15 protein-coding genes and 3 pseudogenes are annotated in these 23,389 nt (G+C 45.9%); 11 read left to right on the forward strand and 7 right to left on the reverse strand.

Going from position 1 to position 23,389, the window contains the following annotated elements; genetic code table 11:
* The first annotated feature begins 195 nt into the window (after nt 1–195).
* From QT998_RS10360 to QT998_RS10370, 3 genes and pseudogenes are all read left to right on the forward strand, one after another.
* The gene (locus QT998_RS10360; RefSeq protein WP_333114476.1) at nt 196–4,401 is read left to right on the forward strand and encodes a CheR family methyltransferase; all 4,206 of its coding nucleotides are present in this window, start codon (nt 196–198) and stop codon (nt 4,399–4,401) included.
* 351 nt (nt 4,402–4,752) lie between these two features.
* A pseudogene (locus QT998_RS10365) lies at nt 4,753–5,052 on the forward strand (endonuclease domain-containing protein); the annotation flags it as partial.
* Nucleotides 5,053–5,180: 128 nt separating this feature from the next.
* Nucleotides 5,181–5,924, forward strand: a complete 744-nt coding sequence (locus QT998_RS10370) for an HAD family hydrolase (RefSeq protein WP_333114477.1) — start codon at nt 5,181–5,183, stop codon at nt 5,922–5,924.
* A 63-nt stretch (nt 5,925–5,987) separates the two neighbouring features.
* Here the strand turns inward: QT998_RS10370 and QT998_RS10375 are convergent, their stop codons facing one another.
* From QT998_RS10375 to tsaD, 3 genes and pseudogenes are all read right to left on the reverse strand, one after another.
* Entirely contained in the window at nt 5,988–6,479 is a 492-nt protein-coding gene (locus QT998_RS10375) for a GNAT family N-acetyltransferase (RefSeq protein WP_333114479.1), read from the reverse strand.
* 288 nt (nt 6,480–6,767) lie between these two features.
* A pseudogene (locus tag QT998_RS27450) lies at nt 6,768–6,848 on the reverse strand (D-galactonate transporter); the annotation flags it as partial.
* A gap of 14 nt (nt 6,849–6,862) precedes the next feature.
* Complete coding sequence (gene tsaD, locus QT998_RS10380) at nt 6,863–7,933, reverse strand: tRNA (adenosine(37)-N6)-threonylcarbamoyltransferase complex transferase subunit TsaD (protein ID WP_194065800.1); 1,071 nt, start codon at nt 7,931–7,933, stop codon at nt 6,863–6,865.
* Between the two features lie 341 nt (nt 7,934–8,274).
* Here tsaD and QT998_RS10385 point away from each other — a divergent pair, with 341 nt between their 5' ends.
* The 7 genes and pseudogenes from QT998_RS10385 to cutA all read left to right on the forward strand — a co-directional run bounded on the left by QT998_RS10385 (nt 8,275) and on the right by cutA (nt 16,106).
* Nucleotides 8,275–8,763: a Photosystem I reaction center subunit III gene (locus QT998_RS10385; RefSeq protein ID WP_194012451.1), complete on the forward strand. Its 489-nt coding sequence runs from the start codon at nt 8,275–8,277 to the stop codon at nt 8,761–8,763.
* Between the two features lie 116 nt (nt 8,764–8,879).
* Nucleotides 8,880–9,008: a photosystem I reaction center subunit IX gene (gene psaJ / locus QT998_RS10390; RefSeq protein ID WP_193971956.1), complete on the forward strand. Its 129-nt coding sequence runs from the start codon at nt 8,880–8,882 to the stop codon at nt 9,006–9,008.
* A gap of 415 nt (nt 9,009–9,423) precedes the next feature.
* Nucleotides 9,424–10,236 (forward strand): carbon-nitrogen hydrolase family protein, encoded by an 813-nt coding sequence (locus QT998_RS10395; protein ID WP_333086925.1) that lies wholly within the window; start codon nt 9,424–9,426, stop codon nt 10,234–10,236.
* Between the two features lie 446 nt (nt 10,237–10,682).
* Nucleotides 10,683–11,201, forward strand: a complete 519-nt coding sequence (gene ilvN, locus QT998_RS10400) for an acetolactate synthase small subunit (protein WP_333086924.1) — start codon at nt 10,683–10,685, stop codon at nt 11,199–11,201.
* A gap of 482 nt (nt 11,202–11,683) precedes the next feature.
* Nucleotides 11,684–14,194 carry a VIT domain-containing protein gene (locus QT998_RS10405; protein WP_333114483.1) on the forward strand — a complete coding sequence of 837 codons (2,511 nt, stop codon included), beginning with the start codon at nt 11,684–11,686 and terminating at the stop codon, nt 14,192–14,194.
* Nucleotides 14,195–14,444: 250 nt separating this feature from the next.
* Complete coding sequence (locus tag QT998_RS10410) at nt 14,445–15,335, forward strand: pentapeptide repeat-containing protein (RefSeq protein WP_194065796.1); 891 nt, start codon at nt 14,445–14,447, stop codon at nt 15,333–15,335.
* Between the two features lie 438 nt (nt 15,336–15,773).
* Nucleotides 15,774–16,106, forward strand: a pseudogene (cutA, locus tag QT998_RS10415) (divalent-cation tolerance protein CutA).
* 55 nt (nt 16,107–16,161) lie between these two features.
* On the opposite strand, the gene QT998_RS10420 reads toward cutA, so the two are convergent.
* Nucleotides 16,162–16,701, reverse strand: a complete 540-nt coding sequence (locus tag QT998_RS10420; RefSeq protein WP_333086920.1) for a DUF2231 domain-containing protein — start codon at nt 16,699–16,701, stop codon at nt 16,162–16,164.
* 51 nt (nt 16,702–16,752) lie between these two features.
* The gene (locus tag QT998_RS10425; protein WP_333086919.1) at nt 16,753–17,031 is read right to left on the reverse strand and encodes a hypothetical protein; all 279 of its coding nucleotides are present in this window, start codon (nt 17,029–17,031) and stop codon (nt 16,753–16,755) included.
* A 305-nt stretch (nt 17,032–17,336) separates the two neighbouring features.
* Here QT998_RS10425 and QT998_RS10430 point away from each other — a divergent pair, with 305 nt between their 5' ends.
* Nucleotides 17,337–18,536, forward strand: a complete 1,200-nt coding sequence (locus QT998_RS10430) for an NAD(P)/FAD-dependent oxidoreductase (RefSeq protein ID WP_333114485.1) — start codon at nt 17,337–17,339, stop codon at nt 18,534–18,536.
* Between the two features lie 342 nt (nt 18,537–18,878).
* On the opposite strand, the gene QT998_RS10435 is transcribed toward QT998_RS10430, so the two are convergent.
* The gene (locus QT998_RS10435; protein WP_333086917.1) at nt 18,879–19,991 is read right to left on the reverse strand and encodes a hybrid sensor histidine kinase/response regulator; all 1,113 of its coding nucleotides are present in this window, start codon (nt 19,989–19,991) and stop codon (nt 18,879–18,881) included.
* Nucleotides 19,992–19,995: 4 nt separating this feature from the next.
* The gene (locus tag QT998_RS10440) at nt 19,996–23,379 is read right to left on the reverse strand and encodes a PAS domain S-box protein (RefSeq protein ID WP_333114488.1); all 3,384 of its coding nucleotides are present in this window, start codon (nt 23,377–23,379) and stop codon (nt 19,996–19,998) included.
* Between the last annotated feature and the right edge of the window lie 10 nt (nt 23,380–23,389).

The following is a 23,389-nucleotide window of genomic DNA, read 5'->3' on the forward strand; positions in this document are numbered from 1 at the left end:
CTTCTCAAAGTCAACCCCTACTCCCCTTCTTAAGGGGGATTTAGGGGGATCGGGATATATGCAACTTCATATTAAATTGGTATAAGACGGTTTGACAATTTTAGCAACTCAAGCTGCTATAAATTAACCTCGATTACATTTTTTCAAGCTGAGCAGATTAACTAGCTGTTAATCTGCGGTACTTAAGTCAATAGTATGAACTTATTTAACGAAAATACATGGGGATCGATCGCCCCCGGTGCGATCGACTTAGAACTCGAAGCTAAAACCGATGCCCCTTTTCCGATCGTCGGGATTGCGGCCTCTGCGGGAGGGTTGGAAGCATTCATTCAGTTGCTGATCAACTTACCCGCAGATACCGGCATGGCATTTGTGCTGATCCAGCACCTAGCGCCGGATCGCCAAAGTTTGCTGGGCGAAATTCTCGGCAGAACCACGCAAATGCCCGTGGGCGAGGTGGAAGACGGCATCGCCGCAGAACCAAACCATGTCTACATCATTCCGCCGAATACCAAGCTGCTGCTGCACGAAGGAAGGCTGAGACTGATGCCGAGGGAAAAGATTTTTGGCAAATATATGCCGGGAGATGCGTTTTTCGAGTCCTTAGCAGTCGATCGCGGCCACAAGGCGATCGCTGTAGTTTTATCGGGGGCCGATGGAGACGGCGCTCATGGGCTCAACTCCATCAAAGCAGCCGGAGGCGTGACTTTTGCTCAATGCGAAGCAACCGCAAAATTTGACGGTATGCCCAGTACCGCTGTCGCTACAGGAAATGTCGATTTTATTCTGCCGCCTGAAGCAATTGCGCGGGAATTGGCAAATCTCAGTCGCCACGCCTTTCTGGCCCTGTCGCTTCCCGTGGTTAACGCTGAGGAATTGCCCCAACCCGGATCGCCCCTGGCGACGATTTTTGCCCTGCTCCAATCCAGTACAGGCGTTGACTTCACCCACTACAAACCGGCCACCCTGAACCGGCGAATGCAGCGGCGGATGCTGCTGTACAAGCTGGAACGAGTGGAAGATTACGCTCAATATTTGCTGAATCATCCGGCGGAAGTCAGAGCTTTGTATGAAGAAATCCTGATCCACGTCACGAGTTTTTTCCGCGACTTAGAAGTTTTTCAACGCTTAAAAGAACAAGTTTTCCCCACAATTACTAAAAATAAATCCACAGAGACTCCGGTGCGGATTTGGGTGGCTGGATGTTCGACTGGTGAAGAAGTTTATTCGATCGCCATTTGCTTGTTAGAGTATTTGGGCGATCTGGATCTTTCGCTGCCGATCCAAATTTTTGCCACAGATATCAGCGAAGGGGCGATCGGCAAAGCGAGGTCTGGTTTCTACTCAGAAAACCAGATGTTAGGCGTTTCACCAGAGAGACGCACTCGCTTCTTTGTCCCCCTAGAAACAGGCGGATATCGCATCAACAAAGAAGTCCGCGAATTGTGCGTGTTCGCCCGACAAAACTTAGGCATCGACCCGCCTTTTTCTAATCTCGATTTGATTAGCTGCCGCAATGTACTGATTTATTTAGCAGAACCTTTACAAAAACGAGTTTTATCGATTTTTCATTACAGTCTCAACCCAACAGGCTTCTTGATGCTCGGCACTTCCGAAAGTACAGGGAAATCTTCGGACTTATTTAATTTAGCCGACGGCCAGTCGAAAATTTATGCCAAAAAGTTAACGGCGACTCGTCCCCGACTGTCCTTTGCGACAAGTTTCTCTCCCCTCAACCAAATAGAAAATTCCCAGCCAATGAATCCAAATTTTGTCAACAGCTTTGACTTGGGACGCGAAACAGACCAATTGATTTTAAATCGCTGTGCTTTTGTGGGGGCGGTGGTCAACGACCAGATGGACATTGTGCAACTGCGGGGAGATACCAATCGCTATTTGAAATTAACACCCGGAACGCCGAGTTTAAATTTGTTTGCAATGGCGGTTTCTGGATTGTCTCTGGAACTTCGCACGGCTATTTATCAAGCGCAAACTCAGAACGTGACGGTGACAAAAGAACGGGTGAGGCTGCAAGAGGGCGAATTCACGAATTTTGTTAATTTTGAGGTGATTCCGTTCCAACCTGCGATCGCGGAAGTGCGCTATTTTTTGTTAGTGTTTGAAGAAGCTTTACCCCCAGCGCTCGATCTGACTGACGTAACTTTTGACAGCCTAGAACCAAACGATTTGGAGCGGGAAATAGTGCGGCTCAGACAGGAACTGGGCACCGCCAACCAAGACAAAACTGTGGCTCAATTGCACCTGCAAGCGGTGATAGAGGAGCAAGAAAATCTCAATCAAGACTTGAGAGTTGCTAACGAAGAAATTATTTCGAGCAATGAAGAACTGCAAAGCATCAACGAAGAACTAGAAACTGCCAAGGAAGAAATTCAAGCGACTAATGAAGAACTGATTACCACTGTTGAGGAACTTCGCACTCGAAATCTAGATTTGCAGCAGGTTAATAACGATGTAACTAATTTGCTTGCAAGTATCAGTATTCCAATTTTAATGCTGGCAAACGATTTGCGGATTCGCAGCTTTACGCCGATGGCGCAGCGGCTGTTCAATCTAATTTCTACGGATGTCGGACGCCCGTTTAGCGACATCCGAGCCAATCTGGAAATTCCCAATTTAGAAGCGATGATTTGGGAGGTACTGGATACTCTCAATACCAAAGAACAAGAAGTGCAAACTGCATCGGGATATTGGTACGCACTCCGCATTCGTCCTTACCGCACAGCGGAAAACCAGATTGAGGGTGTGGTGATGGTTTTGATCGATATTGACGCTCTCAAACGCAGTGCTGCAACCTTAGAAACAGCCCGCAACTATGCAGAAACAATTGTGGAAAGTGTGCCAACTCCTTTAATCGTGCTGGATGCTGATTTCCGAGTGAATACCGCTAATCGATCGTTCTACGAAACGTTTAAAGTTTCATCTTCAGAAACCGCCCAAACTTGTTTGTTTGAACTTGCTGACGGGCAGTGGAATATCTCGCAACTGCGAGGTATGTTGCAAGATATTCTGCTTAATAATGTGGAAGTTAAAAATTTTGAGGTGGAGCAGGTTTTTGAGCGGCTAGGGCCGAAAACTGTGCTGCTAAATGCTTGTAAAGTTGAGCCAGAAGAGAGGGTTTCGATGATTCTGCTGTCGGTGGAGGATATCACGGAGCGCAAGCAGTTTGAGACAGAGCGATCGCAGTTATTGGAGCAGGAAAAGTGGGCCCGCCAACAAGCAGAAATTGCTAACAGAGCTAAGGATGAATTTCTGGCGAATCTCTCCCACGAGCTCCGCAATCCCCTGACTCCGATTCTAGCGTGGGCGCAAATACTCCGCACCGGAAACTTGAAAGAAGCCGCCGCCGATCGCGCCCTAGATGTGATCGAGCGCAGCGCTATGACGCAAGCTCAGTTAATCGAAGATATTATCGATATTTCGCGGATTACCAACGGTAAGCTTCAACTCAATATTAGTTCGATCGATCTGGCTTCTGTGGTGCAAGCTGCGATCGATGGGCTGCAATTATCAGCGGAGGCCAAAAACCTTGAAATTGTTTCGCAGTTGACTTCTGTAACTGTCTTGGGCGATGCCGATCGCTTGCAACAAGTTGTGTGGAATATCTTGTCTAATGCGATTAAGTTTACTCCACCGGGGGGACGAGTGGAAGTTGCTTTACAGGCGATCGGCGATCGCGCTCAAATTCAAGTCACCGACACGGGAAAAGGGATGGCGCCGGAGTTGTTGCCGCATATTTTCGATCGCTTCCGCCAAGGAGATTCTAGCACGACTAAGAAAAATCAAGGTCTGGGATTGGGTTTGTCGATCGTCTACCATCTCGTCGAATTGCACGGGGGAAGGGTGCAAGCCGACAGTCTGGGGGAGGGAAAAGGAACTACAATAACTGTGAGATTGCCCTTGCGAGGCTCGCCTGAAGATATTGCACGGCTAAACGCTTTAGAGTCGGCTGCACTGTCAGAGCCTTTGAACACTTTAGGCGATTGTGTCCCTTCTTTAGAAAATTTGCAGGTTTTAGTTGTCGATGATGAAGCTGATACCCGCGAGCTCTTAAAATTCGTGCTCGAAAGCTACGGCGCGGAGGTATTGACGGCGGAATCTGTCAAAGTAGCGATGGCTGCTTTGACGGAAAATCCCGGCAGATATGACGTGCTGATTTCGGATTTGGGAATGCCCGAAGAAAACGGATATTCTTTAATTCGGCAAGTGCGAGCTCTGGCTGCAGCAGCCGGAGGACAAATCCCCGCCGCGGCGCTGACTGCGTATGCGAGCGAGCAAGAGCGCGAAAGGGCGATCGCAGCGGGTTTTCAAACACATATTGCTAAGCCGGTGAAGCCTGTTCAAATAGCATTAATAGTGGCAAATTTAGCAGGAAGATTTTAAACAATGTGGAATTTTTACCGATCATATTTTAAATAAAAAAATTAGCGGTTTCAACTCTTGTCCCCCCCTTAAGAAGGGGGGTTAGGGGGGATCTCCGGATCGAGAAAAGGAGAATTACGACCAAATACGGTTTACTTAATATATTTATGCCCCGGAAATCCCCCTCGCATCCCCCTTAAGAAGGGGAGTAGGGGTTGACTTTAAGAGCATTCTTGTTCCCCCTTTCTTAAGGGGGTTAGGGGCGATCTCCGGCTCGACAGGAGGAGAATTATGACCAAATTAAACGCCTCCAATTTCCACCTACCTTACAACCAAAAACTTATCCCAATCGCCTAGTAACTTCGGAAAAATCCAACTCCAGCCGAAAAAAAACTTTGGCAAAATTGTCTAAGAAATTTCTCTTTTCGAGTTTTGAGGCAGCGACCGATAGACAATTTTATTGTGGATTTTTATTGTGCTGCTTTAAGATTGGTAATTGAGGTAGATGGGGAAAGTCATTTTACGGAACAGGGGAAACAACATGATGCAGAAAGAACAGGGATTTTAGAGGGGTATGGACTCAAAGTTGTCAGGTTGACGAATGTTGATGTGTTGCAGTATTGTGAAGGAGTTTGTCAGGAGTTGTTGGCGGAGTGCGATCGTAATAGTTAGGGCCTAGATCCCCCCTAACCCCCCTTAAGAAGGGGGGGACAAGAGTATCATTGCGCTCAAAACAGTTGCCAAAAAGAGCACAAGATGAGACAATACAAAAAAATATAAAAATTTCGGAGTTATGATTCTTGGTAAGTATTAAATGTCGGGACATTACCTTCTCAAATATTCAAGCCATAATCTTTGACAAAGACGGCACTCTAGAGGATTCTCAGGAGTTTTTGAGACTTTTGGGGCTTAAGCGATCGCGCCTCGCAGATGCTCAAATTCCCGGCGTTGGAGAGCCTTTACAAATGGCTTTCGGCATCGAAAGCGGCAGCATTGACCCCACGGGTTTGCTAGCAGTGGGCAGTCGCAGAGAAAATGAGATTGTGGCGGCGGGATACATTGCGGAAACTGGCAGGGGATGGTTGGAATCTTTAACTATTGCGGGCCGCGCTTTTAATGAAGCGGACGAAATGTTTAAAAATGCGTCATCTTCTCCTATGTTTGTCGGCAGTTTGGAAGTGCTGAAATATCTTTCCGAAGCTGGTTTAAAGCTGGGAATTTTGTCTGCTGCTACGACGGCGGCGGTGCAGAAATTTGTGAAAACTCATGAATTAAGCGATTGGATTCAGTTAGAAATGGGTGTGGATTCGACGGAACTTAATAAACCCAATCCGAGATTGTTTTTGCAAGCTTGCGAACAACTGGGAGTAAATCCTGCAGCGACTTTGATGGTGGGAGATTCAACGGGTGATATTCAGATGGGTCAGAATGCGGGGGCGGCTGGCTGTATCGGGATTTGTTGGGGAAATGCCGAGGTTAGTCATTTGGAAAAGGCTGATGTGGCGATCGCATCTTTGGATGAAATCATAATTGTAGCAGAGTAGGGAAACGGCATTGCCGTCTCCTCCAAATCAGGCCGATGGTAGGGAAACGGCATTGCCGTTTCCCTACAAACAACGCAAACCGAGAATTACGATATCCCTTTCAACGCCATCAAGTTCGGTGACTTGCGGCAGATATCCCCACTGCTGAAAGCCAAATTTCTCGAACAATCTTAAACTCGGCTGATTGTGGGCAAAAATCAGGCCTATCAGGTTTTTAAGTTGCAATTCGGGACTCCGCAGGATTGCCGATTGCAATAATTTTTGTCCAATTCCGCAGCGTTGGCGATCGGGCGAGACGTAGAGGCTAACTTCTGCTGTATGCTGATAGGCGGCGCGTCCGTAGAAAAGCTGAAAACTCAGCCACCCCACAATATTTTGTTCTGATTCCATTACCCAAATCGGCCAGGTATTGGGAGAATGTTCTCTGTACCACGCGAGGCGACTTTCTACTGAAACTGGTTCTAAATCTGCTGTGGACATTCTGCCCGGTATTGCTGCGTTATATATTTGAACAATTGCTGCTAAATCGCTTTCTACTGCGGATCTGATTTTCATGGTTTGGTTGACTGTTAGGTGTTAGCTGTTAGTTGTTAGTTGTTAGTTGTTAGTTGTTAGTTGTTAGTTGTTAGTTGTTATAGCAATCCTAAATCATTTGTTAATTTCTTACTCCCTCCCCGAACTCGCGGAGAGGGTTGGGGTGGGGTAAAAATATTTACGACTCCTGCAAGGATTGCTATAGGTGTTAGTTGTTAGTTGTTAGTTGTTAGTTGTTAGTTGTTAGGCGTTAGCTGTTAGCTGTTGGCTGTTAGTTGTTAGGCGTTAATTGTTAGTTGTTAGCTGTTAACCAATAACCAATAACCAATAACCAATAACCAATAACCAATAACCAATAACCAATAACCAATAACTAATAACTAATAACAAACAACTAATAACAGTCAACTGCTGTACAGTTCCATAATATCGCTAACTGCCATCCGCGAATTTGCTCCTAAATTCAGCGGTGATGTGTGTCCTCGCTGCAAGTGTTCTGCTGCGGCACAGCCGATCATTGCTGCGTTGTCTGTACAATATTTTAATGGGGGAAACAATACTCGCAATTTGTGTTTGGTTGCTGCTGTTTGTAAGTGTTTTCGCAGTCCGCTGTTTGCTGCAACTCCGCCGCCTACTACAATAGTGCTGAGCCCGAAATCTAGCGCGCAGCCGATCGCTCTTTTTGTTAAACTCTTAGCTACTGTTTCCTGAAAACTCGCCGCAATATCATTAATTGTAGAGTCAGCTAAAATGCCTTCGCCACCGGTATTAATATCTTGTTTTTTAAGTTTCTGCACTAATTGCAAAACTGCTGTTTTCAACCCGCTAAAGCTACTATCGTAGGGATGGTAGCCGCCTCCCGGCATCGAAATTCTGCCTTCTGGTAGGGGGTATGCTTGGGGATTGCCAAGGGCTGCTAATTTGTCAATTACCGGCCCGCCTGGATATCCTAGCTGCAAGAGTCGGGCGACTTTATCAAAAGCTTCACCGGCTGCATCGTCGCGTGTTTGTCCTACTGTTTCGTAAACGCCGCAATCTTTGACGTAAATCAAGCTGGTGTGTCCCCCGGAAACTAACAAGCACAAAAATGGTGGCTGCAAGTCGGGTTCGGTAAGGTAAGAAGCGTAGATGTGTCCTTCGAGGTGGTGGACACCTAAAAAAGGTTTTTGGTGGACTATTGCTAAGGTTTTGGCTGCTGTGAGCCCGACTAACAATGCACCTACTAAACCGGGTGCACAAGTGGCTGCAATGCCGTCAATTTCTGACCAACTCAGGTTGGCTTCACTCAAACACTGGGCAATTACCTGATTTAGCATTTCTAGGTGACTGCGCGAAGCTACTTCGGGTACTACTCCACCATACTGCTGGTGGATTTTAATTTGTGATGCTACAACATTGCTGCAAACTTGACGATTCTTAACAATTGCTGCTGCTGTTTCGTCACAACTTGTTTCGATCGCGAAAATGGTTGCCATTAACTGGTAATTTTATTTGATAGGTTAGCTATTGCTAGCTTAACTAATTCGGCGCAACTCCCCCGCTATACTTGTACTCAGGTTATAGCTCCTAGGAGCATCTGCCTGTCCTGTGGACAGATGCGGGCGATCGAGAAGTGATGCAAGCTGTGAAATATCCTTGCGGTATTGCTAGCTCTCACGCTGACTGATAAAATGCGAATCCCTGATTGTATTAGGTTTTCCCGCATCAATGATGGAGATTTTACACTCTCAGCAAGTGCGGTAATCTAGATTCGCGATCGGCAAGTTGAAATGCTTGTAAAAAAACTTATTGTTTTGTAACAAAGGGAAACAATTTCATGCGACGATTGTTTGCTGCAATTTTAGTGGTTAGTCTGTGGTTCAGTTTTGCTCCAGTTGCTTCGGCTTACAATTTAGTGCCGTGCAAAGACTCTCCCGCATTCCAAGAACTTGCTAAAAATGCGCGTTCTACAAATGGCGACCCAGCATCTGCGAAAGCGCGATTCGAGCGTTATTCTGCCGAGATGTGCGGCCCGGAAGGATACCCGCACTTAATCGTAGACGGCAATTTGAGTTTCGCTGGCGACTTTTTGATTCCCAGCGTCCTGTTCTTGTATATTGCTGGTTGGATTGGTTGGGTGGGCCGCGCTTACCTGCAAGCAGCCAAAAAATCATCAACTCCCGAGGAAAAAGAGATTATTATCGACGTTCCTTTGGCAATTAGCTGTATGCTGAGCGGTGTTTTGTGGCCTCTGGCGGCTGTCAAAGAAATCACCACCGGTGAAATGTTTGCTAAGGACGATGAAATTACTGTTTCCCCCCGCTAAAATTGGGAAATGGATCGGCGCTAATAGCTAGTAGTTAACCAATTGCACTGCAAATTAGCGCAATTAGCGGTAGACCGACAATTACCACCTGTCTCAAATTTTCAGGAGCAGAATTCATGCAATATTTTGTCAAGTTTCTTTCGACAGCACCAGTATTGGCAATCCTCTGGATCTCAATTCAAGCTGCGGGTTTGATTGAATTTAACCGCTTTTTCCCAGACTTGCTTTTCCATCCGCTACCGTAAGATTTGAGCGAAATTAGATCGCCAAACCTAGGGGAAAATAGTTGAGAGTTTTGAGTGTTGAGTTTTGAATTAAATGTGAATTGAAATTTCAAACATCAAAACTCTCAAAGCCGGTTGGTTAAAGGCCACCCGCGCGGGGAAAATCTCCGGCTTGGTAAAAAGTATTTTTTGTTTGAGTGCGAGGTGTTGCGGCAACGGTTAGACTCGCTGGCGGGGAAAACTCCAGATTGCAACACCTCGCACTACAAAAGCACTCCAAAGAGAGGCTTCCCCCGCGCCAGTGGGAAAAAGCCAAAATTTTCAACTATCTAGTTACCACATTAGTTTCTCAAGTTTCTGATAACTAATGACTAATGACTGATGACAGATGACTATTGACTAATGACTATTGACTATTGACTAATATTGTGAATCGATGAAGTCTTATCTCGCCGCAGCAATTCAAATGACTAGCTTGCCTGACCTGGAAAAAAATTTGGTTCAGGCAGAGGAATTAATCGACCTAGCAGTACGTCGGGGTGCGGAATTAATTTCCTTACCAGAAAACTTCTCCTTTATGGGAGAAGAAGAGGATAAAATTGCTCAAGCAGAGGCGATCGGACTCCAAAGCGAAAAATTCCTCAAAACTATGGCCCTGCGCTTCCAGGTAACGATTCTGGGTGGCGGGTTTCCGGTGCCGACCGAGAGCGGGAAGGTATACAATACTTGTTTGCTGGTAGACCCAAACGGCAAGGAGTTGGCAAGGTACAAAAAAGTACATTTATTTGATGTGAATGTACCAGATGGCATTACTTACAGGGAATCAAACACGGTGAAAGCTGGTGAAGATTGGCCGCAGGTTTATGTGTCGCCGGAGTTGGGGACGCTGGGACTTTCTGTGTGCTATGACGTGCGGTTCCCGGAAATGTACAGGTATTTGTCGCACAAGGGTGCTGATGTTTTGTTCGTGCCGGCAGCTTTTACGGCTTACACGGGTAAGGATCACTGGAAGGTTTTGCTGCAAGCTAGGGCGATCGAAAATACTTGTTACGCGATCGCCCCGGCACAGACTGGACGCCACTACGGCCGCCGTCAAACTCACGGTCACGCGATGATTGTAGACCCTTGGGGTGTGGTTTTGGCGGACGCGGGAGAAGAACCGGGTGTGGCGATTGCAGAGATTAATCCCGATCGGCTAGAACAAGTCCGCCGCCAAATGCCATCGCTGCAACACCGGGTTTTTCTGTAAATTTCTTGCCTAAATCTTTGATGCGATCCGGTGAACAGCAGATGTAAAGCAGATCGACACAGATGATTTCAACAAGAGCGAGTTAATGAATGCAACAAATCTTGTGAGTTAGGGTTTCTTGGTACTTGCCAATTTTGTCACCAATTGGTGTCAAAATTTCAGTCTGTACCAGGCACCAAACCTCAATAATTTTTATTCGACCGATGAATTGTGTACGTTCGTACACAAAAAAACTTAGTTATTGTAGAGTGCGATTCTGGCCGATGGTGACGGCGACAGACTAAGAAATTTTTCCCTCGATCGCACTCTAAAGTCGTGTTAGCTACAAACAAACGCTAACCGATGCTGGCGGCACACCCTACAAACTCAACCGGTGCGCCACCACAGCATCCTACCGCGCACTTTCTGCAACAGATATTCAGACTAATTTAATAGTTTTAGGAGAAATGAAACACACTCTTTCGGTTTTAGTTGAAGATGAAGCGGGTGTCCTCACTCGAATTGCTGGTTTGTTTGCCCGTCGGGGTTTTAATATTGAAAGTCTGGCCGTCGGCCCGGCGGAGCAAGTGGGAGTGTCTCGGATTACGATGGTTGTACCGGGAGACGATCAGGTGATCGAACAGTTGACCAAACAACTGTACAAGTTGATTAATGTGCTCAAAGTTCAGGATATAACGGAAATTCCCTGTGTGGAACGGGAGTTGATGTTGCTGAAAGTTAATGCCGCTAGCGGGACGCGATCGGAGATCATTGAGTTAGCTCAGATTTTTAGAGCGCGAGTGGTGGATATTGGTGATGATACGCTGACTTTGGAAGTTGTCGGAGATCCGGGTAAAATGGTGGCGATCGTCCAAGTTCTGAATAAATTTGGGATTAAGGAAATTGCTCGGACTGGAAAAATTGCCCTGACGCGGGAGTCGGGGGTAAATACGGAGTTTCTCAAGTCTTTGGAAGCGAAAGTTTAAGCAGTCAAGCCTGAAGATACGAGATGTAACGGATCTAATATCAAATCCGGTAGCATCGGAATTATATAGTGCTGTCCCCCCCGAGCGAAGTCGATGTTCGGGGGGGACAGCATTATCAATAATTTACATATAAAATCCATTTGATATCTATTCTGCGTAAATCTCAGAAACCGGGTTGATCTCTATATTTCTCGTCACCCAACCCAAAAACTCAAAGATGTCAAATGGGTTCTATATAGCCTTTCTCCAAAAAGTGAGAAGTCAGTCGATTTTAGATTGAGGGATTTTAGATTTTAGATTTTAGATTGGGCGAGGGAGGGATTGAGGAATCGATCTGTCAATACCTCATCTTGATGAGAACTGCTTTATGTAAATGCAAAACACAGATTCCCTCACTGTTTCCAGAAAGGTAACTCAGGAACGTTTCGCCAATGCTAAGGTCATGGTAGACAGAGCACCTCAAGTCTGATGATAAATACGCTATGAAGTTTGTCTGCGTTCTGTCCCCTCAACAATTGCTTTCTGCTGGTATCGCATTGTTTGCTGCGATCCTCTTCGAGGGCTTCGCTAACGAGTGCGGCGTGTGGCTAGCTCCAAACGCGGCTCAAGCCAACGCTAGGGAGCACAATTACTCACCTCTGTCGCCGAAAATCGTCGCTAGTAACGATGTTGGTTGCAAGGTGGAAGCCCGATCGCCCGAAACTCGCTGTCATGTCGGCGGTTTGTTCGTCAAAACTCAAAATACTGCCAGAGAACAAGTATTTCCTCTCAAAAAAACTGAAGTTAAAGCCAAAATTGCCGGCAATATCTCCCGCGTCGAAGTTGTTCAGAAGTTTGAAAATCCTTTTCCCGAATCTTTAGAAGCTGTTTATGTCTTTCCTTTACCCGACGAAGCGGCGGTGGATGACATGGAAATTAAAATCGGCGATCGCATTATTAAAGGTGATATCAAACGGCGCGATGAAGCTTTGGAAATTTACCAAAAAGCTCGCCAAGAAGGCCGGACTGCGGGTTTGTTGGAACAAGAACGCGATAATATTTTTACTCAGTCTCTGGCTAATATCAAACCGGGAGAAAAAATTGAAGTTACGATTCGCTACACCGAAAGTCTCAAGTTTGTCGGTGGCGATTACGAATTTGTGTTTCCCACGGTGGTTGGGCCGCGCTACGTTTCGCGAAATACGACCGATCCCGATCGCATTAACCCGCCTGTTTTGACTCCCGGAACGCGATCGGGTCACGATATCGCTGTGGAGGTAGAAATAGATGCCGGAGTGGCGATCGGCGATGTCCGCTCTACTTCCCATCAAATTACCACTGACCGCAGCGCCAATATTGTTCGCGTCAAATTAGCTGACTCTGACACAATTCCCAATAAAGATTTAATTCTGCGCTATCGAGTAGCAGGCGAAAATACTCGCGCCACAGTCCTGACTCAATCCGACCAGCGGGGCGGTCATTTTGCTACTTATTTGATTCCCGCCTTAAACTACAAAACCAATGAAATTGTACCGAAAGATGTCGTATTTTTGATGGATACTTCCGGTTCCCAGCAGGGCGAACCGCTGGCAAAATCTAAGGAGTTGATGCGTCGCTTCATTCAAGGGCTAAATCCCAAGGATACTTTTACTATTATTGATTTTGCCAACACTGCGAAAGCACTTTCAACAACTCCTTTAGCGAATACAGAAGCTAATCGACAAATGGCAATTAAGTATATCGATGCTTTGCAGGCTAACGGCGGCACAGAACTGCTCAACGGCATTCAAACTGTGATGAAGTTTCCAGCGACAAAAACAGGAACTCTGCGGAGTATTGTACTGATTACTGACGGTTATATTGGTAATGAAAATGAAGTTCTCGCCCAGGTGCAGCAGAGTCTGAAACCGGGAAATCGACTTTATAGTTTTGGTGTGGGCAGTTCGGTGAATCGGTTTTTGCTCAACCGTTTGGCAGAAGTGGGAAGAGGTACTTCTCAAGTAGTTCGTCAAGATGAACCGTCAGCACCGGCTGCTGAAAAGTTTTTTCGCCAAATTAATAATCCGGTATTGACTAATATTCAAGTTAGTTGGGAAGGAATGGGGGAAAAACCAGAGATTTATCCGATCGCCCCGCCAGACTTATTTACCAGTCAACCGCTGGTTTTGTTTGGCAAAAAGAGCGATCGGGCTAACGGCAAACTTCGCATCCGCGGCACTCAAGCCGGCGGCAAAGTTTACGAGCAGATTTTACCTGTGAATTTTGCTCCCGAATCGGGGCGACAGCGGGAGTCAACTTCAGTCGCAGCAAGTGTTACAGATTTTGGTAATCCGGCGGTGGCTCAACTTTGGGGGCGATCGCGCATTAAAGGTTTAATGAATCAAATGTTTGGCGGCGAGACTAAATCTCTGGTGGAAGCTGTGACTAATACTGCTCTGACTTATCACTTGCTATCGGAATACACGGCTTTGGTGGCGGTGAGCGAAGAAGTGCGAGTCGATCCAGATGGATCGCGCCGTCGCGTGCAAGTGCCTGTAGAATTGCCGCAGGGTGTCAGCTATGAAGGTATTTTTGATGCCCAGAAGGACGAGCAAACTAGGGGCAGGGTTCGCAGTATGACCCCGACTCGGAGCCCGCTACCGGTGAGTCCAGCTCCTGGTGTCGCGCGGCTAGCCCCTTACGCCGAACCAGCACCGCCGCCGCCGCCCGCGCCGAAGCCTTTGACTTCTCGCTTGCAAGTAGTCAGTGCCCAAGGCTTGGATGCCGCGAGTCGCGCTGCTTTGACTCAATACTTGCAATCTGTTAATCTCCCGGCGGGAGTTAGCGGTGAGACGGTGTGGGAGTTTTCGGTACAAAACGGCCGCGTACAGAAAGTGGCGATAGACTCTGGAAGCTCTACCCTGAAAGCAACAGACGCTCTAGAGACTCTCAAGAAAGCCTTGATTTCCTGGCAACCGCCGGCAGGGTTCCAGGGTACGGTGCGCCTGAATTTGCGGATTAATCCCGATCGTTAAGGAATGACTATCTATGTCAAGGAACATTAACTTTTAAGTCAAAAGTACCGAAATGGCGATCGCTACTGTGAGAACAATATAAAATCTTTATTAAGAGATTGTGTTTGAACAGAAACTGGTGTTATGGGAAGTTATAAAGTTTGAGGCAAACGCTAAAACAGTCTAATTTCTGACACAGTTCCATTTCTGAAACAACCTCCTAATTAAGATTTCTCGATCGCCCCCCCCATCAGAGAAGGTATCACGCCCTATGGAAGTTAGCGAACTGCTCAACAATTACGAAAAAGGAGAAAGAGACTTTGCTGGAGCCGATTTGCGCGGTGCGAACCTCAGCGGAGCCATCTTAATCGGAGTCAACCTTTCGGGCGCTAATCTTTCCGGGGCGAACCTCAGCAGAGCATTTCTCACCAAAGCAACGCTCAAAGGCGCACAAATGCACAGAACAAATCTGAGTTTTGCCAAAATGGGCGAAACCAAACTCTCCGGCGCAGATTTGACAAAAGCTAATTTGAGCGGAGCTTTTTTGGTAAAAGCAAAATTGCCTAGAGCTAAATTAAGCGGCGCAAATTTAAGCGGCGCAAACCTGCGGAGTGCTGTATTGTGGAATGCCAATTTGTGCAGCGCCGACTTGCAATTAGTTAACTTCCTGGGCGCGAATCTGACGGGAGCTAATTTTAAATGGGCAAACCTTTACGGTGCAAAGCTCAACAGTGCAAAACTTTTTGGAGCTCAACTAACCGGAGTCAGTCTGCGGCGAGCGCAGTTGACAGGAGTGAATCTCTGCGGAGCAGATTTGAGCGGCGTTAATGTCAGCGAAGCTAAACTGATGGGAGCTAATTTGGAAGGCTCGAATTTGGCGGGAGCAAATTTCAGTGCGGCTCAGTTGCGAGGCGTTAAATTGGCTGGTGCAAACTTAACTGGGGCTAAGTTTAAGGGAAGTTGTTTGATCGGAGCAAATCTGAATTGGACAAAGCTGTGTCAAACTGATTTGATGGCAGCAGATTTGAGCGAGGCGACTTTAATCGGAGCTAATTTAGACAGTGCTTTGTTGGCGGGAGCTATTTTACCGGAATCTACTAGGCGCTACTTTTCCTTAGCTGGGGCTTGCAGAATTAATTCTTGGGAAGTTGCGGCAATTTAAAATAATTAGTTAGTAGTTATTGGTTATTGGTTATTGGGAATTGGGAATTGGGAATTGGGAATTGGGAATTGGGAATTGGGAATTGGGAATTGGGAATTGGGAATGTCTAAGGATCGAAAACTTAATAAATTAAACACCTCCTACAGTCCTCTCTCCCGTAAGTTGCCAGATAAAAGGAGGCTCTTCCTCGCCCCAGAAGCATTACCAGGCTCTTCCTGGTAACTAGCGATCGCTTAAGTTATTAAATTTTCATTCCTAAGCTATTGCGGTATTTAAATTAATTGTATGTTAAAAAAAGGATCGAACAATGAGTCAGGTGTCCCGCTAGCCCTGAATATACAATGTTTATTTGCGCGACAGCTTACCGTTTTCCTGCTAGAAAATGCGATCGGGCTTTTCTATTCAAATTAATTATTTAATCTCAAAACTTAAATCGTTATGACAGTTAATTTTGGAGTGGTACTGGTAACAGCAGGCTCGGAAGCCGAGGCCGAGAATATCGCTAAATCTCTCGTCGAAAACAAGCTGGCTGCTTGTGTGAGTTTGTCGCCGATTCGCTCTGTTTATACTTGGTAAGGCGAGATTCATTCCGAGGCGGAGTGGCAGTTGGTGATTAAAACTGATTTGGCTAAATTTGAGGCTTTAAAAACAAAAATACAGGAACTCCATTCCTATGAAGTTCCCGAAATTATTGCTATTCCGATTGTCGCTGGCAGCGAGACTTATCTCCATTGGCTGCGACAATCTTTAAGTTTGGAGTCAGGACTTTAGTCCTAAATTATCCCAAAAATAGGGAATCAAGTCCCTACTACAAACGGTCTCAAACTTACAGATTTTGACTGGTAGGGCCGATGACACCGACTTTGTGACGAAAACTTAGTTCGCCGCCGAACCAGCCTGTAACGCCCAGCAAGGAAGCAACGACGACCGACAAGGCTAAACCTGTAAAGACGATCGGCTCAGCCGGATTTCCCTGTCGCAACAGCAGGTTAATCAGCGAAAGTACGAGAGCCACCACATTGCCGCCCATGTGCAACCAACCGGCACTGCGATCGCGCACTCTTTTAATTCTCGTAAAATCTAAAAAGCCCGTGATTCCAGCCAAAATCCCCGCACCAAAACCGCAACCGATCAGCCAAACCGAAGCCCTCGCCCAAAACGGATCGCTTGTCAGCCAATAACCGATATCCGTGCCGGCGGCTCCGACTAAAAAGGCTACCGGAAACACGATCAGCACTGGGTGGAGGGGATGGCCCGCAACTGAAACTGTACTGGTAATCCCGGCATCGCGATACTCTGCGTCATCACTTTCGAGAATGGGCGGAATATTGGGATAAGGTGTACTATTTGTTTGATTTGTTTCCATGATTTTTACAGATAACTTTTGTACGACAAACCCGTTTTTATGGGATTGAAGTTAATCCATAATCCGATCGCCATTTTCGTCAACGCGGATCTGCCGAACTACATCAGAAATTTCCTCGGCGTCTTTGACGTGGTGCAAGGCTTTCTTTTCCCCGTCTGGTTCTTCTACGATTACATAAGTTGGAACTGTAACTGTGTCTCCCGTGATGTCTGGCACATGATCTACCGCCAGTTGCTGGGCTTTTTCTTCGATGGTTTGCGGTTTGTCGGAAATGCGATCGCCCGGATTGGCAGTGCGTTCCATATCTTTGCCCGGTTTGTCGATACTCATAAAACCTCTGTAGTATTTCTAAATTTTTTGTTGACTCTAATTCTTAATATTGAACGAAAAATGTGCCTGCGTTAACATCTCCCAAGGGGTGTAAATTGCAGTTATGCCGATCGCGCGCAGCATCTTCCTCTAGGTAGAGACTTTTGAGCTGGTTCCAAAACTTCCTAAGCTAAAATCAAAGTATTATATTAATTCCGGTTGCATCGGAATGATGTTAACTGTTAACTGTTAACAGTCAACAATCAATTTACTATTCCGATGAATAGAGGATTTGATATTATTTGTTCTTTCCCTTTAAATTACTAATGAAAAGTTACGATTGGATTGTTGTCGGCGGCGGAATCACGGGCGGAGCAGTGAGTTACGAACTCACAAAAAAAGGTTTTACGGTGCTACTTTTGGAACGAGATACTGCGATGCAAAATGCTACTCGTTTTAGTTACGGCGGCTTGGCTTATTGGTCGGGTACGACTGATTTAACTCGCCAATTATGTCAGGAAGGTATCGAACGCCACCGCAATTTATCGACTGAATTAGATGCTGATACGGAGTTTCGCGAGTTGGATTTGTTGCTGACAATTGATGCGGGAAGCGATGCCGAACAAGTGGCGGCTAATTACGCCCATTTTGCAATTCCTCCGCAGCTTTTGAGCGCTGCAGAAGCTGGTGAGTTGGAACCTTTGCTGAATAAAAGTGCGATCGCCGGAGCTCTGACTGTCAGTCACGGTCACATTTCCCCCACAGCCACAAATCAAGCTTATTGTCAAGGGTTTTTGCGGTTGGGAGGAACTATAGAATTTGCAGAAGTAATTGGGTTGATTGCAGAAGGAAATCGGATTTCGGGAGTTAAGACGGTAGGCGAAAATTATGCTTGCGAAAATGCGGTGATTTGTGCGGGAGGTTGGAGTCGAAGTTTGCTGAAGGCGGCAGGTATTTCTGCGGGAGTTTATTTTACTCGCGCTGAGATTTTGGAGACTCCACCTGTGGATTTGCAACTCAGGACTTTCGTGATGCCCGCGCTATTAAAACGTTTTGAATTGGAAGCTGAATCGAGTAAAATTGAGGTAGATTTTCTTTGGGATGAACCGGGTAAAGAGTTGCATCCGCCGATTTTAGATGCTGGTGCAATTCGGTTTAATGATGGCAGTTTGCGGATCGGGCAATTGTCTCGCACTTTGAGCGATTTGAATGCTAAAGTCGATCGCCAAACTAGCGAAAAAGCAATTCGTGCCGGTATCGGCAAGGTTTTGCCAGATGTGGCAAATTTACCTGCAACTTGGCACGATTGTATTGTAGCCTTTAGCGCCGATAATTTGCCTGTAGTGGGGCCGATTGGCGATCGCCCTGGATTGCAGGTTTTTTCGGGTTTGAGCAATCCTTTGGCTATTGTGCCCGCTTTAGCTGAGCGATTTGCAAATTGGGCGGCGGGAGAAAAAGATTGGGCGATGGCTTACGCCCCGCTACGCTACGAGCTTTTGTCTCCAGATAGATTTGCTAAAAAATGACTAATCTTAACTGTTAGTGGGTAGGGCCGGTTGATGTATATTAATTAGTTGGAATTATAGATATACCGGTTCTCAGAACAATGAGGTACTATCCGGCATAGGGCATAGGCCAAACCGGGCATAGGCCAAACCGGGCATAGGCCAAACCGGGCATAGGCCAAACCGGGCATAGGCCAAACCGGGCATAGGGCATACCTCACCACGCGATCGAACCGCTATAGTTGGTTAACCCGCCCCCTTTCAGCTAATGACTAATGACTAATAACCAATAACCAATAACCAATAACCAATAACCAATAACCAATAACCAATAACCACTAACCACTAACCACTAACTAATAACTAATGACCAAGAAAAGGAAGCGCGACAATAAATGTAGTACCTTTATCAATAGCACTTTCCACACTTATTGTACCGCCGTGCAGGTCAACTATGTGTTTGACAATGCAGAGTCCCAAACCCGATCCTTTAATCTTACCTACATTAGCACCACGTTCAAACTGCTGAAATAGTTTTCCTTCATATTCCGCTGTCATCCCTATTCCTTCATCTCGAACGCAAAATATTATTTGCTGGTTTTCGCAGCTTAATTCTAAACTAACATTGCCGCCATTAGGAGAATATTTAATAGCATTTGATAGCAAATTAGTCAGGAGGTGGTGCAGCAATTTTACATCAAGATTGGCGTACAGCGGCTTGGTTTGGGCGCGAAAATTTAGGATGTGTTTATCGGTGACGATAGGTTGCAATTCTTCTAAAATAGAGCAGCAGAAATCTGTCACATTTAAACTATCTAAATTCAAGGAAAGTTTGCCGGCTTCTGCTTTACTGAGCATTAAAATATCCTCCAGCAATCCACTCATATTACTGACCGCTTTTTTGATGCGAGCGACATTTTTATTGGGAGTTTCTGGAGTTTTACACAATTCGCTATCTTCCAGCATTTCGGCCGATAGTTGTATCGTAGTTAAAGGAGTGTTTAAATCGTGGTATGCCATTGAAATAAATCGCGATCTATTGTTGCTTTTCACGGCGGCTAATGCAATAAGTGTTTGCATTTTAACTGCTTCTTGATGTTTGCTCAGCGCTATCTTGATCGTAGCGTGCAGTTCTCTTTCTTTAAACGGTTTGAGGAGGTAGCCGTAAGAACCACTATTTTCGGCTCGCTGCAAAGTTTCGTCATCTGCATAGGCAGTTGTATAGATAATTGGGATATCTAATTTTTGATTAATTCTTGTTGCTGTTTCTATGCCGTCAATCTCGCCTTTTATGACTATATCCATTAAAATTAAATCGGGTTTTATTTCGCCTGCACGCTGGATGGCATCGGCTCCTGAAGAAACGATACCAGCGATTGCATATCCCAATTTTTCTAATTTTACAGATAAATTTTTAGCGATTAATAGTTCGTCTTCGACAATTAAAATATTAATTTCTTGAGTTGGAGACATCATAACTTTAAAACCTTTGAGAGTAGTTGAGTTCGTTAAATATTAGGTGAAATTCGGTGCCGATTTTTCTTGAGAGTTCGATGGTTCCTTCTAACTGTTCGGTTAAGGTGCAGACAACTTGAAAGCCCATCGAGTTAGTTTTCCGAAAATCTAAGTTTTGAGGAAAGCCAATGCCATTGTCCTTGACCAAGAGGTGGATTTGCCGATCGCCCGTTTGATAGCATTCTACACTAACTGTACCGCTAGCACCATCAGGAAAAGCGTGTTTCAGGATATTTGAAACCAATTCATTGGCAATTAAGCCGCAAGGAGTAGCAGTCTCTAGATTGAGGGAAATTGGTTCAGCTATTACCTGCAACAGAATGCGGTTGTCACTAATATTGTAAGAGTGAAACAAGTTAGTTACCAAATCTTCGAGATATTCGCCAAAATTAATTTGCGCCAGGTTAGTCGATCTGTACAGTTTCTCGTGAATCAGAGCCATAGAGTACAGGCGGTTCTGACTTTCTTCAAACATTTGGGCTAATTGGGGATCGGAAACTGTGTTAGATTGCAATTCTAACAAACTGGCAACGACGCAGAGGTTGTTTTTGACGCGGTGGTGAATTTCTTTGAGCAAAATCTCTTTCTCTTTGAGGGAGTTTTTCAAATTTACTTCCGCTTGGAAGCGCTCGCTCAGTTCAGCTTGCAGTTGCTGGTAGAGTAGAGATTGGTGAATGGCGATCGCCAATTGATTAACCAACTGCTGAAATAAATTGATTTCCGATTCTTGCCAATCCCTGGGCCCATCGCACTGATGTGCAATCAGCAATCCCCAAAGCTGGCCCTGCTGAATAATCGGCACTACCAACTTTGCCCTCACTTCAATTTGTTTCATAAACTCCATTATACAAGGGGTAATAGAGGCATCATTTATATCGGAAATCGCACGAATTCGCCCTTGCAAATAAAGCTGATAGCTTTCGGCAGGAAAAACCTCTTCGCCAAAAAAATTCCCTACCAGCGGGCTGCATCCTTCTGCCACGGATTCAGCAACGACCAAACCGCCACTTTTAGGTAAAATTTGATAAACCAAAACTCGATCGGCTAACAATATTTGCTGGAGTTCGGCAACCGTGGTGTTGAGAATTTCCTCTAATTGCAAAGACTGGCGGACGCGACGGGCGATCGCCTCCACCAGCCGTTCTTGCTCAAACTGCTGCCCCCTGGCGATTTCAGCGTATTTAGAATTGCTGATATCGGCAATGTAACCAATAATTTCGATCGGTTTTCCTCTGCTATCTACCAATAGTTTTAGTTCCGTCCGCAGCCAGCGGTAAAATCCGTCTCTGTGCCGAAAGCGGTACTCAAAAATAGAATTTTTACCATCGGATAAATTAGAAAATTTTTCTATAAATTCCGGTCTATCTTCAGGGTGAATGCGATGCGACCAAAAGTGAGAATCTGTTAACAGTTTTTGAGAGTCGTAGCCAACTATCGCCCTCACGTTGTCGCTAATATAAGTAGTACGAAAATTCCCTCTCGGCTCGACAGTAAAAATTACCGCCGGATTGAAGGCTAGCAAAAATTGTAGCCGTTCTTTTAACTGTTGCAATTCCATTTCTGCTCGCTTGCGATCGCTGATATCTTCGATCGCCGCCATGCTGTAGAGAGGAAGACCCTCGCCGTCGCGGATCAGCGTCACCGTCAAGTTAGCCCACATCAGTTGACCATTCTTCTTAATCAAGCGTTTTTCCATCCCGAAGCGAGAAATATTGCCCTCGATTAACTGCTTGATTTGCTCTAAATCTGCTTCTAAATCTTCTGGGTAAGTGATATCAGCTAAACTCATTGTCACCAACTCCGCATCGGTGTAACCCAACATCTGCCGGTGAGCTGCATTCACTTCGCTCAAGCGGTAGTCGCGCACGGTTGCCAAACAGATCGCAATTGGAGCATCATCAAACAAATTGCGAAACTTTTCCTCACTTTTTTGGAGTGCAGCTTCTGCATTTTTGCGAGCGGTAATGTCTCGCGCTACCCACATCACTCGATCGACCCCCAGCGGCGAAATACGGCCATCAAACCAGATTAACTTGCCCTCAATTTCCATGCTGTATTCAACTCTATGGATTTTCCCAGATGCCAAGGTTTGGTGAATGTAGTTGAGGGCAAAATGAGCTTCCGCTTCCGGGAAGATTTCCGCGATGGTTTTGCCCAGCACTTCAGAAGCTGGTTTGTACAGCAGTTGGGGAGGCGTAGGGGCGACTTTGAGATAGCGGCCGCTTGCGTCGAAAACCAGCACGACATCCGTCATGGCATTAAACAGCGCCAGCAGTTCGGCTTCGGAGTTTTGCAGTTTTTCTGCGGTCAATTTACCTGCTAATACGGCTTGTTTGTAGCATTTAGTGCGTTGCTGGACTCGCTGTTCTAACTCTGCGTTGAGTTTTTGCAAAGCGGTTTCTGCAAGCCAGCGATCGCTCACATCTCGACCCACAGCTTGATACTCGACGATTTGTCCTGTCTCGTCAAAGATTGCGCGATCGATCCACTGCTGAGTGCGAATTTCTCCGTTCGGCAAAATTACCCGGTGTTCGCAAGTAAAAACAGGCTTTTCGGGAGACACTAAATTATATTGCTCTACAATAGATTCTCGGTCTTCTTCTAAAATTAATGGCAGAAAGCTATTACCCAGTAAGTCTTCTGGTTTCATGCCAAAATAGCGGTAATAAGCTTGATTGACAAATGTGATTGTGCCGTCGGGGAGGTAGCGGCAAATCAGTTCGGTTTGGTCTTCCACAATCGCCCTGTAGCGGGCTTCGCTGTGGCGCAGGGCTGTTTCGGCATTTTGGCAATCGCTGACTTCCTTGGAGATTTCTGCATTGTTTTCTAAGAGTTCAGACTGTTTTTGCTGAAGTTTGACAACTTTTTGCTGCAACTTTTTAACTCGCCTGTAAATTTCTGGGCGTATCCTTTTTTCGCTGACTAAACCTACGGGCTGACCCCGTTCGTCCACAATTGGCAAGCAATCGATCGAGTGTTGACAAAACAGCTTAAATGCGGTAAAAACATTTGTAAATTCAGATTCTTTTAAGACAATTAAATTTCGCGTCATTGCGTCGGCGACTTGCATTGTTTGCCAGCCAGATTCGGAGGCGACTAAGTTCAGTACATCTCGGGGGCTTAGCAGTCCGATTAGCTGATTTTCATCGACAACTAAGACGCAACTAATCGATGCTTTTACCGTTTCGTGCGAGTCTGGCGGTGAATTTGGCAGCCCACAAGGGTTTGTCGCCCGACGCATCAGGGCGATCGCCTCTGGGAGCAAAGTTGAGGGCGCAACCGTCACTGGCGGGCGATCGACAAATTCTAAGGGCGATCGTAAATTTGTCAACAAATTCGTAAATTCCATCAGTCTAGAC

The sequence above is a fragment of the Microcoleus sp. S1D4 genome (assembly GCF_036700765.1).
In the GTDB taxonomy this organism is placed as follows: domain Bacteria; phylum Cyanobacteriota; class Cyanobacteriia; order Cyanobacteriales; family Microcoleaceae; genus Microcoleus.